The sequence below is a fragment of the Streptomyces sp. NBC_01116 genome, assembly GCF_041435495.1.
Taxonomy (GTDB): Bacteria; Actinomycetota; Actinomycetes; order Streptomycetales; family Streptomycetaceae; genus Streptomyces.
The window spans coordinates 2223786-2239415 of sequence record NZ_CP108644.1 but is presented as its reverse complement, the minus strand read 5'-3'; the positions used below and the strand labels follow the sequence as shown (position 1 = coordinate 2239415).

Sequence of the window (15630 nt, the reverse complement as noted above, 5' to 3'; positions counted from 1 at the left end):
GCGGAGCTGGCCGCAGAGCGTGATCGTACGGTCCGACAGGGCTGGAACGTCGGAGACCGCTTGTGGAGTTCCACCCGGCCAACGCCCCGCCCTCCTCCGTCACGGACAATGGGCCCGTGCGCTACTGCATCCTCGGCACCACCCGGGCACTCCGCGACGACGGCACGGCCGTCCCCCTCGGCGGGGCGCGGCTGCGCGCCCTGCTCACCGTGCTCGCGCTGCGCCCCGGCCGGACCGTCCCGGTCGGGGTCCTCGTCGACGAGGTGTGGGACGGCGACCCGCCCGCCGACGCGGCCGGCGCCCTCCAGGCCCTGGTCGGCAGGGCGCGGCGGGCCCTGGGCCGGAGCGCCGTCGAGTCCGTGGAGGGCGGCTACCGGCTCGCCGCCCCGCCGGACGCCGTCGACCTGCACCGCTTCGAGCGTCTGGCGGGCGAGGGGAGCCGGGCCCTGGAGAACGGCGACGCGTCGGGCGCCCTCGCCCTCCTGAAGGAGGCCCTCGCCCTGTGGCACGGGCCCGCCCTCGCCGATCTGCCCGACCGCGCGGCGACGGCGTCCCGCTGGGAGGCCCGCAGGCTCGACGCACGCCGCGCCGGGCTCACGGCCCTCCTCGCCTCCGGGCGACCGGGGGAGGCGCTGCCGGAGCTGGCCGTGCTCTGCGACGCCCACCCGCTCGACGAGCCGCTCCAGGTCCTGCGCATCACGGCCCTGCGGGACGCCGGCCGCCCCGCCGAGGCGCTGGCCGCGTACGAGGAGGTCCGCACCCTGCTCGACGACCGCCTCGGCACCGCCCCGGGCCCGGCCCTGCGCGCCCTGCACACCGGACTGCTCCACCAGGAACCGGCCGCGCCGCCCGCGCCGGGGCCCGCACCCCGCCCCGCCCCGGTCGACCCGCCCGCCCCGGGGACGCACCCCTCCCCGGCGACCCCGCCCCCGACCCCGATGTCGGCCCCGCCCGGGAACCTCCGGGCCCGGCTCACCAGCTTCGTCGGGCGCGACAGCGACATCGCCGCGCTCCGCGACGACCTCGCCCGGAGCCGGCTCGTCACCCTGCTCGGCCCCGGCGGCGCGGGCAAGACCCGGCTGTCCCAGGAGACCGCGGAGGCCGCCGCCGATGGCTGGCCCGACGGCGTCTGGCTCGCCGAGCTGGCACCGGTCGACGACCCGGACAGCGTGCCCGAAGCCGTCCTGTCCGCGCTCGGCGCCCGCGAGACCGTGCTGCGCGGGGCGGGGGCCGAGGAACTGCGGGCCACCGACCGCACCGGCGCCGACCCCCTCGTACGCCTCACCGAGCACTGCGCCCCGCGCCGGATGCTGCTCCTCCTGGACAACTGCGAGCACGTCGTCGAAGCGGCGGCCGCTCTCGCCGACCGGCTGCTGACCCACTGCCCGCAGCTCACCGTCCTCGCCACCAGCCGCGAACCCCTCGGTGTGCCGGGCGAGTTCGTCCGCCCCGTCGACCCGCTGCCGGACCCGATGGCGCTGCGCCTGCTGGCCGAGCGCGGGGCGGCGGCCCGCCCCGGCTTCCGCACCGACGCGGACGAGGCGACCGCGGCCGCCTGCGCCGAGATCTGCCGCCGACTGGACGGACTGCCGCTCGCCATCGAACTGGCCGCCGCCCGGCTGCGGATGCTCACCCCGCGCCAGATCGCCGACCGGCTCGACGACCGCTTCCGCCTCCTCACCAACGGCAGCCGGACCGTGCTGCCCCGCCAGCAGACCCTGCGCGCCGTCGTCGACTGGTCCTGGGACCTGCTCGACGCCGCCGAACGCGCCGTGCTGCGCCGTCTCTCCGTCTTCGCCGGAGGCTGCTCGCTGGCCGCCGCCGAGGAGGTCTGCGCACTCCCCGCCCCCGACGGCGGCGTCGCCGTCGACTCCCTGGACGTCGCCGCCCTCCTCGGGTCCCTCGTCGACAAGTCCCTCGTGGTCGCCGCGCCCGGCGACGACGAGGAGATGCGCTACCGGCTGCTGGAGACGGTCGGCGAATACGCCGCGGAGCGCCTGGAGGAGGCCGCCGAACGGGACGCCGTCGAGCGCCGCCACCTGGTCCACTACCGGGAGCTGGCCCGGATCACCGGACCCAGGATGCGCGGAGGCGGCCAGCGCGAAGCCATCGCGGTGTTCCAGCGGGAGTACGAGAACCTGCGCACCGCGCTCCGCCACGCCGTCGCCGCCCGGGACGAACACGAGGCCCTCTGCATCGTGCTGTCGCTGGCCTGGTACTGGATGCTGCGGGACCTGCGCTCGGAAGCCCGCCAGTGGAGCGAGCTCGCCGCCTCGCTCGGCCCCGACCCCTTCGCCCCGCCCGGTGTCCGGGCCCCGGCGCTCCTGGAAGGGCCCACCGACCGGCCGCCGCCGATGGACGACGAACAGCTCGCGGAGGCGCGGCGCGGGGTGTCGCTGATCCAACTGGCCGGTGTGGACAACGCGATCAGCGCATGGTCGACCCCCGAGGGCAAGGCGCGCCTGAAGATCATCACGGACACCTACCGGCCCGGCATGCCGCAGACCTGCCGCATGCCCGGATCGTTCTGGCTGTTCGCGGTCATGCTCACCGGTGACATGGACCGGCTGTTCGCGGTGCTCGACGAGACGGTCAGGGCCTCCCGGGTCCATGGCGGCGAGTGGGAGCTGGGCTCCGCGCTCCACACCCGCGCCAACCTCCTGTCCAACAGCCCCGCGCGGGTGGCGGACGCGCGTGCCGACGCCGACGAGAGCCTGGAGATCTACACCCGGCTGGGCGACGACTGGGGCGCCGCCGAGGCGCTGTCCGCGCGGGGAGAGGCCAACGAGCGCGCCGGGGAGTTCGCGGCGGCCCTGGACGACTACCGGGCCGCGGTGGAGTACGCGCAGAAGATCGGCGCCCAGAGCCAGGCGGCGCTGCTGCGTGCCCGGTACGCCGGAGCCCTCATCGAGCTCGACCGCCTCCCGGAGGCCGAGGCCATCCTGCGTGACGTCACCGAGAACGGCCGGCAGTCCGGTCACGAGGCGACGCCGATGGCCCGCATCCACCTGGGGTTCGTCCTCGGGCTCCAGGGGCGGGTCGACGAGGCACGGCGGGAGGCGCAGCTGGTCCGCGAGGACTTCAAGTCCCGCGACGTCGCCATCTTCGGCGGGTTCGTCCACGGCGTGCTGGCCTGGCTCGACAACCTCGACGGCGCCCACGTCTCCGCCCTCGACAACGCGCTGATCGCGCTGGAGAGCGCGCTGGAGCCGCTGTCGATGATGGTGGCCCCGCAGATGCCCTCGGCCCATCTGACGGCCATCGCGCACGCGCTCGCCGGCTTCGGAGGCCCCGGAGCGGGCGAGGACGCCGCCCGGCTGCTGGCGTTCCAGGCGACGCTCCTCCCGGAGGGGCACGTGCCGAGCCTGATGGAGCACCGCAACTCGGTGCTCGCCGAGCAGGCCGCCCGGGACCGGCTCGGCGACGAGGCGTACGCGGCGGCGTACGGGGAGGGCGGTGGCCTCACTCTCGACGAGGCCACCGCCCTGGCGGAGACGTACCGGCGCACCCCTCCGGCGTAACGCTTCTGCGACGGGCCCACCCGCTCGGGCCCGTCGGCTCAGGCCTTCTTGCGGAACTTGGACACCGCCAGCGGAGCCATCACCAACGTGATGCCCGCAGCCCAGGCGAGCGTCACCCAGACGGAGTCGGCGACCGGGCCGCCCATCATCAGACCCCGCGCCGCGTCCGCCAGATTGGACAGCGGGTTGTAGTCGGTGAACGCCTGGAGCCAGCCCGGCATGGTCGTCGGCGGCGCGAAGATGGAGGATCCGAACTGCAGCGGCATCAGCACCAGCATTCCCATCCCCTGGACCGCCTGGGCCGTCTTCATGGCCAGGCCGAGCACGATGAAGATCCACATGATGGCGGCGCCGAACACCGCCGACAGCGCCACGGCCCCCAGCAGCCCGAGCACCGAGGTGCCCAGCGTCATGCCGAGGGCGAAGCCCATCGCGAGCAGGATGGTGATGGCGACCATCATCCGGCCCAGCTCGACCACGATCTTGGAGATGAGCACCGAGGAGCGGGCGATCGGCATCGTCCGGAACCGGTCCATGACGCCCTTGCGGAAGTCGTCGTTGACGCCGGTGCCGACCGCCATGGCGATGTTCATGCCCATCATCGCCATCAGCCCGGGAATCAGGTAGTTCAGGTAGTCCTGCCGGGTCCCGCCGAGGCTGCCGCCGACCGAGCCGCCGAAGACGTACACGAACAGCAGCGTGAAGATGATCGGCATCAGGAGGACGTCGAACATCGACTCGGGGTCCTTCTTGATCTGGAGCAGATTGCGCCGCGCCAGAGCCCCGATGTGCCGCAGATTGGCCCGCAGCCCGATCCGGCCCTCCTCGTCCCGCACCTTCGGATGCGTGGTTCCCGCGGTCCCGGCGGGGGCGGGGGTCAGTGTCGTGGTGCTCATGCGGCGACCTCCTGGGGAGCCGGGTCGGAGAGGGGCGCGGTCTTGTCGCCGGTGATCGCGAGGAACACCTCGTCGAGGCTGGGCAGGGCGGTGGAGACATGGGCGAGGGAGAACCCCCGGACGCCCAGCAGCCCGATGACGGCGGTCAGTTGCTCGTCGCTGAGGATCGGCACGTACAGCAGGCCCTCGTCCGGCACCGCCTGCGCACCGGCGACGCCGTCGAGGCCCGCCTCCCGGATCGCCTGCGCCATCGCGGCCAGCTCCGCCGGGTCCGAGGGCCGGATGTGGAGGGTGCGTCCGCCGACCTTCGCCTTCAGCTCGTCGACCCCGCCCCGGGCGATGATCTTCCCGCGGTCGATGACGGTCAGCTCCTTGGCGAGCTGCTCCGCCTCCTCCATGTACTGGGTGGTCAGCAGGACGGTCGCGCCCTCGGCGACCATCCGCTGCACCTCGTCCCAGACCTCGTTGCGGGTCCGGGGGTCGAGCCCCGTCGTCGGCTCGTCCAGGTAGAGCACGGAGGGGTTGCCGATCATGGAGGCGGCCAGGTCGAGCCGCCGGCGCATTCCGCCGGAGTACTCCATGCAGGCCCGCTTGCCGGCCTCGGTGAGCGAGAACCGCTCCAGCAGCTCGTCGGCACGGGCCCTGGCCCGCTTGCGGGGCAGATCGAGCAGCCGCCCGATCATGTAGAGGTTCTCCCAGCCGGAGAGCTTCTCGTCGACCGAGGCGTACTGCCCGGTGAGGCCGATGGTGCGGCGGAGCTGCCGGGGCTGCTTCACCACGTCGTAGCCGGCGACGACCGCGCGGCCGGAGTCGGGGGTGATCAGGGTGGACAGGCAGCGTACGAGGGTGGTCTTGCCGGCGCCGTTGGGTCCGAGCACACCGAGGACGGTGCCTTCGCGGACGTCGAGGTCCACGCCGTCCAGTGCTTTGGTCTCGCCGTAGTGCTTGACCAGCCCCCGCACCTCGACGGCGTTCCGGCCGCTGCTGGGGTTCTTGTCGATTCGTTCCATGTCCACCAGCACACCAGGGCCCGCCGACAGTTCGCCGACAGGCCGCCGACACGGCCCGGCACCGGGTGCCACGCAGGCGACAGCCCGCCGATGGGGGATGTCGGCGGGCTGTCGGTGGTGCGGGAAATGGCTGGTGGGCGCGGGTCGGACGCGCGCCGGAAGAGCTGGAGGCCCGCGGGCCTCAGGGGAGCATCAGTGGAAGGTGTGCTCCGGCGCCGGGAACGTGCCGCCGACGACCTCGTCCGCGAACTCCTTCGCGGCGTCGCCGAGCACCTGGCGCAGGTTCGCGTACTGCTTGGTGAAGCGCGGCACCTTGCCGCCGGTCAGCCCGACCATGTCCGTGTAGACGAGCACCTGGGCGTCGGTCGCGGAACCGGCGCCGATGCCGACGGTCGGGATGTGCAGCGTACGGGTGACCTCGGCGGCCAGCTCGGCGGGCACCAGCTCCAGCACGACGGCGAACGCGCCCGCGTCCTGTACGGCCTTGGCGTCGCGCAGCAGCTGCTGGGCGGCCTCCTCGCCGCGCCCCTGGACCCGGTAGCCCATCGCGTTGACGGACTGCGGGGTCAGGCCGATGTGCCCCATGACCGGGATCCCGGCCTCGACCAGCAGCCGGATCTGCTCGTGGGACCGCTCGCCGCCCTCCAGCTTGACCGCGCCGACGCCCGACTCCTTGATCAGCCGGGTGGCGTTGCGCAGCGCCTGGACCGGACCCTCCTGGTACGAGCCGAAGGGCAGGTCGGCGACGATCAGGGCGCGCTTGGTGCCCCGGACGACGGCGGCGGACAGCATGGCGATCTCGTCCATCGTGACGGGCACGGTGGTCTCGTAGCCGAGGTGGACGTTGCCCATGGAGTCCCCGACGAGCATGACCGGGATGCCGGCCTCGTCGAAGACGGACGCGGTCATCGCGTCGTAGGCGGTGAGCATCGGCCACTTCTCGCCGCGCTCCGTGGCGGCGGCGATGTCGTGGACGGTGATGCGGCGGGTGGACTTCCCTCCGTACAGCGCTTTGCTGCTGTCGGCGGACGCACCTGCGGGGGAGGCGGAGGTGCCCGTGGGGGAAGACGGATTCTGTGCAGCCTGAAGCGACATGGCCGGTGGCTCCTTCGTCATCTCGAGGCGCCCTGACGGCGTCCCCGGATCCCTTCCATGGTGGCATCCCGCCCCGCGACTCGGGAAGTGGGCCCGCACGCGTGTCCGAACGACGGCCGGCGCGGAACAGGCGGGGAGTCAGCGGGGAACCGGCGGCGAGCCGGTGGGGAGCCGGTGGGGAAACCTTCAACAATACGAGACGGTCTCGTATCGAAATGAGGTTAGGATCGTCCGCATGCCCATACCGTCCGGCGCTCCCGCCGCCGCGCCCCGTGTTCCCGAGGCGATCCACCGCCGCCGCTGGTGGATCCTCGCCGTCCTCATGTTCAGCCTGCTCATCGTGGTGCTGGACAACTCGATCCTGAACGTCGCGGTCAAGACGATCGCGAGCCCCGCCCCCACCGGCATCGGCGCCACCCAGAGCGAGCTGGAGTGGGCGATCAACTCCTACACGCTCGTCTTCGCCGGGCTGCTGTTCACCGCGGGCCTGCTCGGCGACCGGATCGGCCGCAAGAAGGTCCTCCTCGCCGGCATCCTGGTCTTCGGCGTCGGCTCCGCGCTGGCCGCCTTCTCCGCCTCGCCCGGTGAGCTCATCACCTGGCGGGCGCTGATGGGCTTCGGCGCGGCCTTCGTGATGCCCGCCACCCTCGCCGTCCTGATGAACGTCTTCGAGCGCGACGAGCAGCCCAGGGCCATCGGCATCTGGGCGGGCAGCGTCGGGCTCGGCATCGCCATCGGCCCGATCACCGGCGGGCTGCTCCTGGAGCACTTCTGGTGGGGCTCGATCTTCCTGGTGAACGTCCCGGTCGTCGTGATCGCCCTGGTCGCCATGGCGGTCCTGGTCCCCGACTCCCGCGACCCGAAGCCCGGCAAGGTCGACCCCGCGGGCGTCGCGCTCTCCATCGTGGGCCTGGTCCTGCTGGTGTACGGGATCATCCGGGGCGGCGAACTGGCCGACTTCACCGACACCACCGTCCTGGTCGCCATCGTCGGCGGACTGCTGGTGCTGGCCGGATTCGTCTGGCACGAGAAGCGCAGCAGCCACCCGGCCATCGACATCACGTACTTCCGCAAGCCCGCGTTCTCCGCCGCCGTCGCCGCCATCGCGCTGGTCTTCTTCGCGCTCATGGGCGTGACCTTCTTCTCCGCCTTCTACCTCCAGAGCGTGCGCGGCTACACCGCCCTGGAGTCGGGCCTGCTGATCGTTCCGCTCGCCGCCGCCCAGATGATCTTCGCGCCCCGGGCCCGGCTGGTCGTCGACCGCTTCGGCGCCCGCGCCGTCTGCACGGTCGGCATGCTGCTCGTCGCCGCCGGGCTGGCGTCGTTCGCCCTGTTCGACACCGGTACGCCGGTGTGGGTGATGTGCCTCGTCTTCTTCGTCCAGGGCACCGGGATGGCGCACATCATGCCGCCCGTCACCGTCGCCGTGATGCAGGCGCTGCCCCGCGAGAAGGCCGGTTCCGGATCGGCCGTCAACAACACCTTCCGCCAGGTCGGCGGGGCGCTCGGCATCGCGGTCCTCGGCTCGGTGCTCTCCACCGTCTACCGGGGCGACATCGAGGGCCACCTCGGCGCCGTCCCGGCCGGGGCCAGGGACGTGGCGGGCGAATCCATCGAGGCCACGCTCGGCGTCGCCGAGAAGCTCGGTCCGGTGGCCGGAAAGCCGCTGGTCGCCGCCGCCCACGACGCGTTCATCAGCGCCATGCACGTGACCGCGCTCGGCTCGGCGGCCGTCGCTCTGACCGGCGCCCTCGTCGTCGGCCTGTTCCTGCCCGGCCGGACCCCGGCGTCGACCGGGGCGGCCGAGGCCGCGGAAGCCCCGCCCGCGGAAGCCCCGCCCGCGAAGGAGCAGAAGGAGGAGAAGGAGAAGCTGAGCCGCTGACACCCGGTCGCACGGTGTCGTACGGTCCCGGTCGGACACGGCCGGCCCGGTGAGAACCTGGCAGGACGGGCCCCGCGGGCCGAGGCCCGCCCGGTGGGCCCGTCGCTCCGGGCCTCCCGGGTCGGCGAGAATCGGGGCGACGCACGTACCGGGGCGAGCGCCGGGAACGTACGCGGGACGACAGCGCGGCGAGAGGCGGCTTCAGGTGCAAGGCCAGGACGGCGAGCGGGACGGATACGGGGCGCGGGACGGCGGCGAGCCGCCGGCCGGGGCGGCGGATCCGGAGCCCCGCCGCGGACGGCCCCGCTCCGCCGCGGCGGAGCGGGCGATCCTGGACGCCGTCATCGTCCTCCTGGAGGAGGGCGAGCCGCTGGCGGGCCTCTCCATCGAGCGCATCGCGCGCACCGCGGGCGTCGGCAAGGCCACCATCTACCGGCGCTGGAGCGGAAAGGAGGAGCTCTTCGTCGACGTCGTACGCGACATGGAGCCCACCGACCCGCCCGTCTCCGGCACCGCCGGACTCGCCGACCTGCGCGTGATGCTGGAATCGATGCGCACCCGGGGCCTCGCCCAGCGTTCCTCGGTGCTCCTGGTCAACATCTTCGCCCAGATGAAGAGCCACCCGAAGCTGTGGCAGGAGTACTCCGGCACGGTGATCGCCCCTCGGCGCGTCGCGATGCTGGAGGCGGTGCGGCGTGCCGTCGCCGCCGGGGAACTGCGCGACGACCTCGACGTGGAGCTGATCGACGACCTCTTCGTCGGCCCCATGCTCGTCCGCACGGTGCACCGCCCCGACGCGCCGCTCCCCGAGGACCTCGTGGACCGCGTCATCGGCGCCCTGCTGGGAGGGCTCGCCCCGGTACGAGGGTGACCGTGTCGCTGGAAGGGCTCGTCCCCGTACGAGTGTGATCGTTCTGTCACAAGGCCCCCCGGCCTGCCCCGCGCCGGAACCCGTCGTCCGGCCTCCGTCGTCCTGTCGTCCGTACGGGCACTCCGTACGGACGTGGGACGTCGGGCGGGTCTGTGGGCCGACGGCCGGAAAGACGCCGCTCATCGCCTAGGGTCGAGTGCGCGGCGATGTGCAGGGCAAGGCAGTGAGGACAGTGCGATGGTGCAGGCGTACGGGGCGGACACGGACCACGGCAGCGCGGAGCGGCCGGAGACCGGCGGGTCCCGCTTCCGGGGCCTGTGGGACAGGCTGAGGTCCGACCGGGGCGTCTGGCGGCGAGGGATCGTGCTGGCGCTCTGTTCGGTGCTGCTGACCCTGCTGATGGTCGTCCACGCGCAGATCCCCAACCGGCTCGGCAACCTCGGCAGCCTCGTCGAGACGTTCCTGCCGTGGGTCGCGCTCTTCATCCCGGTGCTGCTGATCCTGGGCCTGGTGCGGCGCTCCGCGACCGCCGTGATCGCGCTGCTGCTGCCCGCCGTGGTCTGGCTCAACGTCTTCGGGGGCCTGCTCACCGACAAGTCCGGCGGCGGCGGCGACCTCACCGTCGCCACCCACAACGTCAACGCGGGCAACCCCGACCCCGACGGCACCGCCCAGCAGGTCGCCGGTTCCGGGGCGGACGTCGTGGCCCTCCAGGAACTCCCGGGCGGGCAGGTCTCCACGTACGAGGAGTCGCTGGCCGACCGCTACCCGTACCACTCGGTCCAGGGCACCGTCGGCCTGTGGAGCAAGTACCCGCTGGCCGACACCAAGCCCGTCGACATCAAGATGGGCTGGACCAGGGCGATGCGCTCGACGGTCAGGACCCCGCAGGGCGAGGTCGCGGTGTACGTGGCCCACCTGCCGTCCGTGCGCGTGAAGCTGCACGCCGGGTTCACCGCCAACCAGCGCGACAACAGCGCCGACGCCCTCGGCGAGGCCATCGCCGACGAACGGGTGGAGCGCGTCGTCCTGCTCGGCGACCTGAACGGCACGATGAACGACCGCTCGCTGAACGCGGTCACCGCGCAGATGCGGTCCACCCAGGGCGCGGCGGGCGACGGCTTCGGATTCAGCTGGCCGGCCTCGTTCCCGATGGCCCGGATCGACCAGATCATGGTCAAGGGCGTCGAGCCGATGGCCTCCTGGACCCTCGCGGCGACCGACAGCGACCACCTCCCGATCGCGGCCCGCGTGGAGCTGTGATCACGGCCCGCGCCAAGCGGTGATCGCGGCCGCGCAACCGCCCGTTCACCGCGCGGCACAGAACGTCTGCGACAATTTGTTCCAGCCGCATACATAAAGAAGACCCAGCCGTCGCCCGGCACCGCCCGAGGCGACGGCTCTTCGTTCTGCCGCTGCCCCCTGCCTCTGCTCCCGCCCCGAGTGATCGCGAAAGGTCCCCTCCCCATGCCCCTGGCTCTCCTCGCCCTGGCCGTGAGCGCCTTCGGCATAGGCACGACCGAGTTCGTCATGATGGGGCTGCTGCCCAACGTGGCGGACGACCTCGGCACGTCCGTGCCCACGGCCGGATACCTCGTGTCGGCGTACGCGATCGGCGTCGTTCTGGGCGCGCCCCTGCTCACCGGCCTCGGCTCGCGGGTCCCGCGCAAGCGGATGCTCCTGCTCCTCATGGCCCTGTTCACCGTCGGCAACCTGGCCTCGGCGCTCGCCCCGGACTTCGGCTGGCTGATCGCGGGCCGCTTCCTCGCGGGGCTCCCGCACGGCGCGTTCTTCGGCGTCGGCGCGGTCGTCGCCGCCCGGCTGGTCTCCGAGGGCCGCCAGGCGCGGGCCGTCGCGACGATGTTCCTCGGCCTGACGGTGGCGAACATCGTCGGCGTACCGGCCGCCACCCTGCTCGGCCAGCACCTCGGCTGGCGGGCCACCTTCCTCGTGGTCGCGGCGATCGGCCTCGCCGCGATGGCGGCCCTCACGCGCCTGGTGCCCCACATTCCCGTCGAGGCGCACCAGGACGTCCGCCGCGAACTGCGCGCCCTCGGCAACCGTCAGGTGGTCCTCGGCCTGCTCACCGCCGTCTTCGGCTTCGCCGGGGTCTTCGCGGTGTACTCGTACCTCTCGGCCATGACCACGGAGGCGATGGGCTTCGGCGCGTCCTCGGTCACCCTGGTCCTGGCCCTCTTCGGTATCGGGATGACCCTGGGCGCCCTGGCCGCGGGCCCCCTCACGGACCGGGCGCTGCGCCCGACCCTCTACGGATCGCTCGGCGCGCTCGCGGTGATCCTGGTGGTCTTCCCGTTCACGGCGCACGTGCCGTGGGCGGCGCTGGTGATGGTGGTGCTGCTGGGCGGAGTCGGCTTCATGACGACGACCCCGCTCCAGATGCTGGTGATGAACAAGGCGAAGGACGCCCCGACGCTGGCCTCCGCCTCCAACCACTCCGCGTTCAACCTGGCCAACGCCGGCGGCGCGTGGCTGGGCGGCCTCGCCATCGCGGCGGGCTGGGGCTGGACCTCCCCGGCCCTGGTCGGCGCGGTGCTGGCGGTGACCGGCCTGGCGGTGGCGGCGACAGCGGGCTACCTGGACCGCGCCCCGTCCCGGAAGTCCCGCGTGGTGGCAGCAGGCTCCCGAGCCACGACCACCGAACCGCCGGCACCCATCCCGCCCGACACCCACCACTCCAGCCGGTCCGGCACCCACTCCAGCCCGTCCGGCGTTTGAGGACGGAACCGTCGCGGCGGACGGGCCCGCGGCCACCTCGGCCTCGGGCCTGCGGGACCACCGGCCCGTCCGGCGCTCGAGGACAGAACGAAGCGCCGGACGCCCCCGGTAACCACCCTCCCCGCTAGGACGACTCGCGCCACCGGTTCGTGATCGGCAGCCGCCGGTCCTTCCCGAACCCCTTGGGCGAGATCTTCGTCCCCGGCGGATACTGCCGCCGCTTGTACTCGGCCGCGTCCACCATCCGCAGCGTCTTCGCCACCAGCTCCGCGTCGAAACCGGCCGCCACGATGGCGTCGAGACCCTGGTCCCGGTCGACGTACATCTCCAGGATCGCGTCCAGGACGTCGTAGTCCGGCAGCGAGTCCGTGTCGACCTGCCCCGGCCGCAGCTCGGCGCTCGGCGGCTTGGTGATCGAGGCCTCCGGGATCGGCGGGGTCTGCCCCCGCTCCTCGGCGGCCCGGTTGCGCCACTTCGCCAGCCGGAAGACCGACGACTTGTAGACGTCCTTGATCGGCCCGTACGCGCCGACCGCGTCCCCGTACAGCGTGGAGTAGCCGACCGCCAGCTCGGACTTGTTGCCCGGCGCCAGCACGATCTGCCCCTCCTGGTTGGACAGGGCCATCAGCATCGTGCCGCGCAGCCGCGCCTGGAGGTTCTCCTCGGCGAGACCGGTGAGCTCCAGCGACTCCATGTACGCGTCGAACATCGGCTCGATCGGCACCGTACGGAAGTTGAGCCCGGTCCGCCGCGCCAGCTCGGCCGCGTCGCCCTTGGAGTGGTCCGAGGAGTACTTCGACGGCATCGAGACGCCGTACACGTGCTCAGCGCCGAGCGCGTCGCAGGCGATGGCCGCGCAGATCGCCGAGTCGATGCCGCCGGAGAGCCCGATCAGCACGCTGCTGAAACCGTTCTTCGCGGCGTACGCGCGCAGCCCCACGACCAGCGCGGAGTAGATCTCCTCCTCGTCGCCCAGCCGCTCCGCGTACCCGCCCGCCAGCTCCGGCTCGTACGCGTCCACGGGGCGGTCGGACAGCTCCACGTGGTCGATGCGCAGTCCGTCGTCCACCACGCCGGAGGGCGCCGCGGGTTCGGCGGCGGGCAGCTCCAGATCGAGGATGACGCTGCCCTCGGAGAACTGCGGGGCGCGGGCGATGACCTCGCCCTCCTTGTCGACGACGATCGAGTCGCCGTCGAAGACCAGCTCGTCCTGGCCGCCGATCATCGCCAGGTAGGCCGTCGTGCAGCCGGCCTCCTGGGCCCGCTTGCGGACCAGCTCCAGCCGGGTGTCGTCCTTGTCCCGCTCGTACGGCGAGGCGTTGATCGACAGCAGCAGCCCGGCCCCGGCGGACCGGGCGGCCGGGACGCGCCCGCCGTCCTGCCACAGGTCCTCGCAGATCGCGAGGGCCACGTCGATGCCGTGGATCCGGACGACGGGCATCGAGTCGCCCGGCACGAAGTACCGGAACTCGTCGAACACCCCGTAGTTCGGCAGGTGGTGCTTGGCGAAGTTGAGCGCGATCCCACCGCGGTGCAGCACGGCGGCGGCGTTCCGCGGAGACCCGGCGGGCTGCCCGTAGCGCGCCGCGGCGTGCTCGGAGCGGTCCAGGTAGCCGACGACGACCGGCAGTTCACCGAAGCCCTCCGCGTCGAGCCGGGCGGCCAGCGCGCGGAGCGCCTGCCGCGAGGCCTCGACGAAGGACGACCGCAGGGCCAGGTCCTCGACGGGGTATCCGGTCAGCACCATCTCGGGGAACGCCACCAGGTGGGCGCCCTGCTCGGCGGCGTGCCGGGTCCAGTGGACGATCGCCTCAGCGTTGCCGGCGAGGTCGCCGACGGTGGAGTCGATCTGATTCAGTGCGAGGCGTAGTTGAGGCACGCCGCCCAGTGTAATCGTCTTTCTGACGCGATGTCCCGGCGGGCCGGGCAAAATCTGCTCCGGCCCACCGAAACCGCAGGTCGAAGCTGTTACCGGCCCTGACCCGCCGGGGATCGCAGGGTCAGCTGCGGTAGCCGAGGACCGTCATCATCCCCGCCTCCGCGTGGTAGACGTTGTGGCAGTGGACCATCCACAGCCCGGGGTTGTCGGCGTCGAACTCCACGGTCAGCGACCGGTGCGGCAGCACGATCGCGGTGTCCTTGCGGGCCCCGGCGGCGTTCCCGCCGAGCGCGAAGGTGTGCCCGTGCAGATGGAGGGGATGCCACATGGCCGTCCCGTTGTCGAAGACGACCCGCACCCGCTCGCCCGCTTCCACCGGCCGCCGGTGCTTCGCGCTGTACGGCTGCCCGTCGAAGGCCCAGTCGTACTTCGCCATCCCGCCGGTGAGCCGGATCCGGATCGTCCGGTCCGGCGCGCGGGCGGACAGCGCCACCGACGGATCCGGCACCAGCCGCCCCGCCTCCACCAGCTTCCCGTCCAGCTCCTTGGGCCGTACGGAGGCGCCGGGCGCGGCCCCGCTCCCGGTCCGCAGCACGGCCAGCGCGGAGGCCTCCCTCTTCCCGGACTTCTTCCCCTCGGCCAGCGCGGTCAGCGGGAAGACCCCGTCGCCGGCGGTGACGAGGACGTCGTACCGCTCGCCCATTCCCAGCAGCAGCGCGTCACCCGTGGTGTGCCGGACCGGGAACCCGTCGGTGTGCGTCACGGTCATCCGGTGCCCGCCGAGCGCGACCCGGAAGGCCGTGTCGCCACCGGCGTTGATGATCCGCAGCCGGATGCGGTCGCCGGGCCGCGCGGAGAAGGAGGACGGGTCCTGCGGCACCCGCCCGTTGACCAGGTAGTGCGGGTAGGCCACATCACCGGCGTCACCGCCGAGCAGTTCGCTGGTGGCCCCCATCATCATCCGCGAGGGCCCGTCACCGCTCCGGTCACCGCTCCCGTCCTTCTCGTCCTCCTCGCCCGACATGGTGTGCGCGCCGTGGTCCATCCCGCCGCCCATGCCCCCGGACAGCTCCCCGAGGACGGCGTCCGGAGTGGACCCGTCCACGCCGTCGACCCAGTCGTCGAGGACGACGACCCACTCCTTGTCGTACGCCAACGGCTCCTTCGGGTCCTCGACGATCAGCGGCGCGTACAGCCCCCGGTCCTGCTGGACGCCGGAGTGCGGGTGGAACCAGTACGTCCCCGGGTGCGGCACGGTGAACCGGTACGCGAAGTCGGCCCCCGGCGCGATGTCCCGCTGGGTCAGCCCGGGGACCCCGTCCATGTCGTTGCGCAGGGCGAGGCCGTGCCAGTGCAGGGAGGTGGGCTCCGGCAGATGGTTGGCGAGGGTGAGGGCGAGCGTGTCGCCCGCCGTCACCCGCACCTCGCGCCCGGGAAGCCGGTCCCCGTACGCCCAGGAGGCGACGGTCCGCCCGCCGCCGAGGTCGAGCCGGGCGCGGGTGGCGGTGAGGGAGACCTCGCGCACGGGGCCGGAGCCGCGCGCCGCCTCGGCCGCCTCGACTTCCTTGCCGCCGGGCGAGACGTACGTACCTGAGTCCTGCGCACCGCCGGGGGAGTGCGCACCGCCGTGGTCGCCGCCGCCACCGTCGGAACAGGCGGCGAGGGCTCCCGTGCCGGCGACGGCGAGAGCGGCGCCGAGCACGGCGCGTCGAGTGGGTTGCGTGGGCATGCCGAATACAC

At 72.9% G+C, this 15630-nt stretch carries 10 protein-coding genes; 5 read left to right on the top strand and 5 right to left on the bottom strand.

The genetic code is table 11. From position 1 onward, the window contains the following. The first annotated feature begins 116 nt into the window (after positions 1 to 116). Positions 117 to 3521, top strand: coding sequence for a BTAD domain-containing putative transcriptional regulator (locus tag OG245_RS09710; RefSeq protein ID WP_371623121.1), 3405 nt, complete (start codon positions 117 to 119; stop codon positions 3519 to 3521). Positions 3522 to 3559: 38 nt separating this feature from the next. Here the strand turns inward: OG245_RS09710 and OG245_RS09705 are convergent, their stop codons facing one another. The 3 genes from OG245_RS09705 to panB all read right to left on the bottom strand — a co-directional run bounded on the left by OG245_RS09705 (position 3560) and on the right by panB (position 6522). After that, positions 3560 to 4417: an ABC transporter permease gene (locus OG245_RS09705; RefSeq protein ID WP_371623120.1), complete on the bottom strand. Its 858-nt coding sequence runs from the start codon at positions 4415 to 4417 to the stop codon at positions 3560 to 3562. Then, a complete protein-coding gene (locus OG245_RS09700) occupies positions 4414 to 5427 on the bottom strand; it encodes an ATP-binding cassette domain-containing protein (RefSeq protein ID WP_371623119.1) in 1014 nt (337 codons plus the stop codon). Before OG245_RS09700 ends, OG245_RS09705 begins: the two co-directional genes overlap by 4 nt. A gap of 192 nt (positions 5428 to 5619) precedes the next feature. Beyond that, positions 5620 to 6522 (bottom strand): 3-methyl-2-oxobutanoate hydroxymethyltransferase, encoded by a 903-nt coding sequence (panB, locus tag OG245_RS09695; protein ID WP_371623118.1) that lies wholly within the window; start codon positions 6520 to 6522, stop codon positions 5620 to 5622. Positions 6523 to 6757: 235 nt separating this feature from the next. On the opposite strand from panB, the gene OG245_RS09690 reads away from it, so the two are divergent. The 4 genes from OG245_RS09690 (at position 6758) to OG245_RS09675 (ending at position 12011) form a co-directional block, all read left to right on the top strand. Then, entirely contained in the window at positions 6758 to 8404 is a 1647-nt protein-coding gene (locus tag OG245_RS09690) for a DHA2 family efflux MFS transporter permease subunit (RefSeq protein ID WP_371623117.1), read from the top strand. A 205-nt stretch (positions 8405 to 8609) separates the two neighbouring features. Then, positions 8610 to 9275 carry a TetR/AcrR family transcriptional regulator gene (locus OG245_RS09685; protein WP_371623116.1) on the top strand — a complete coding sequence of 222 codons (666 nt, stop codon included), beginning with the start codon at positions 8610 to 8612 and terminating at the stop codon, positions 9273 to 9275. Positions 9276 to 9512: 237 nt separating this feature from the next. Further along, entirely contained in the window at positions 9513 to 10538 is a 1026-nt protein-coding gene (locus OG245_RS09680; protein WP_371623115.1) for an endonuclease/exonuclease/phosphatase family protein, read from the top strand. 204 nt (positions 10539 to 10742) lie between these two features. After that, on the top strand, positions 10743 to 12011 hold the full coding sequence (locus OG245_RS09675; protein WP_371623114.1) for an MFS transporter: 1269 nt from the start codon (positions 10743 to 10745) through the stop codon (positions 12009 to 12011). Between the two features lie 124 nt (positions 12012 to 12135). Here OG245_RS09675 and OG245_RS09670 read toward each other — a convergent pair whose 3' ends face one another. Together OG245_RS09670 and OG245_RS09665 are read right to left on the bottom strand one after the other, a co-directional pair. Further along, positions 12136 to 13890 carry an NAD+ synthase gene (locus OG245_RS09670; protein ID WP_371623113.1) on the bottom strand — a complete coding sequence of 585 codons (1755 nt, stop codon included), beginning with the start codon at positions 13888 to 13890 and terminating at the stop codon, positions 12136 to 12138. 121 nt (positions 13891 to 14011) lie between these two features. Further along, positions 14012 to 15619: a multicopper oxidase family protein gene (locus OG245_RS09665; RefSeq protein WP_371623112.1), complete on the bottom strand. Its 1608-nt coding sequence runs from the start codon at positions 15617 to 15619 to the stop codon at positions 14012 to 14014. Positions 15620 to 15630: the final 11 nt, after the last annotated feature.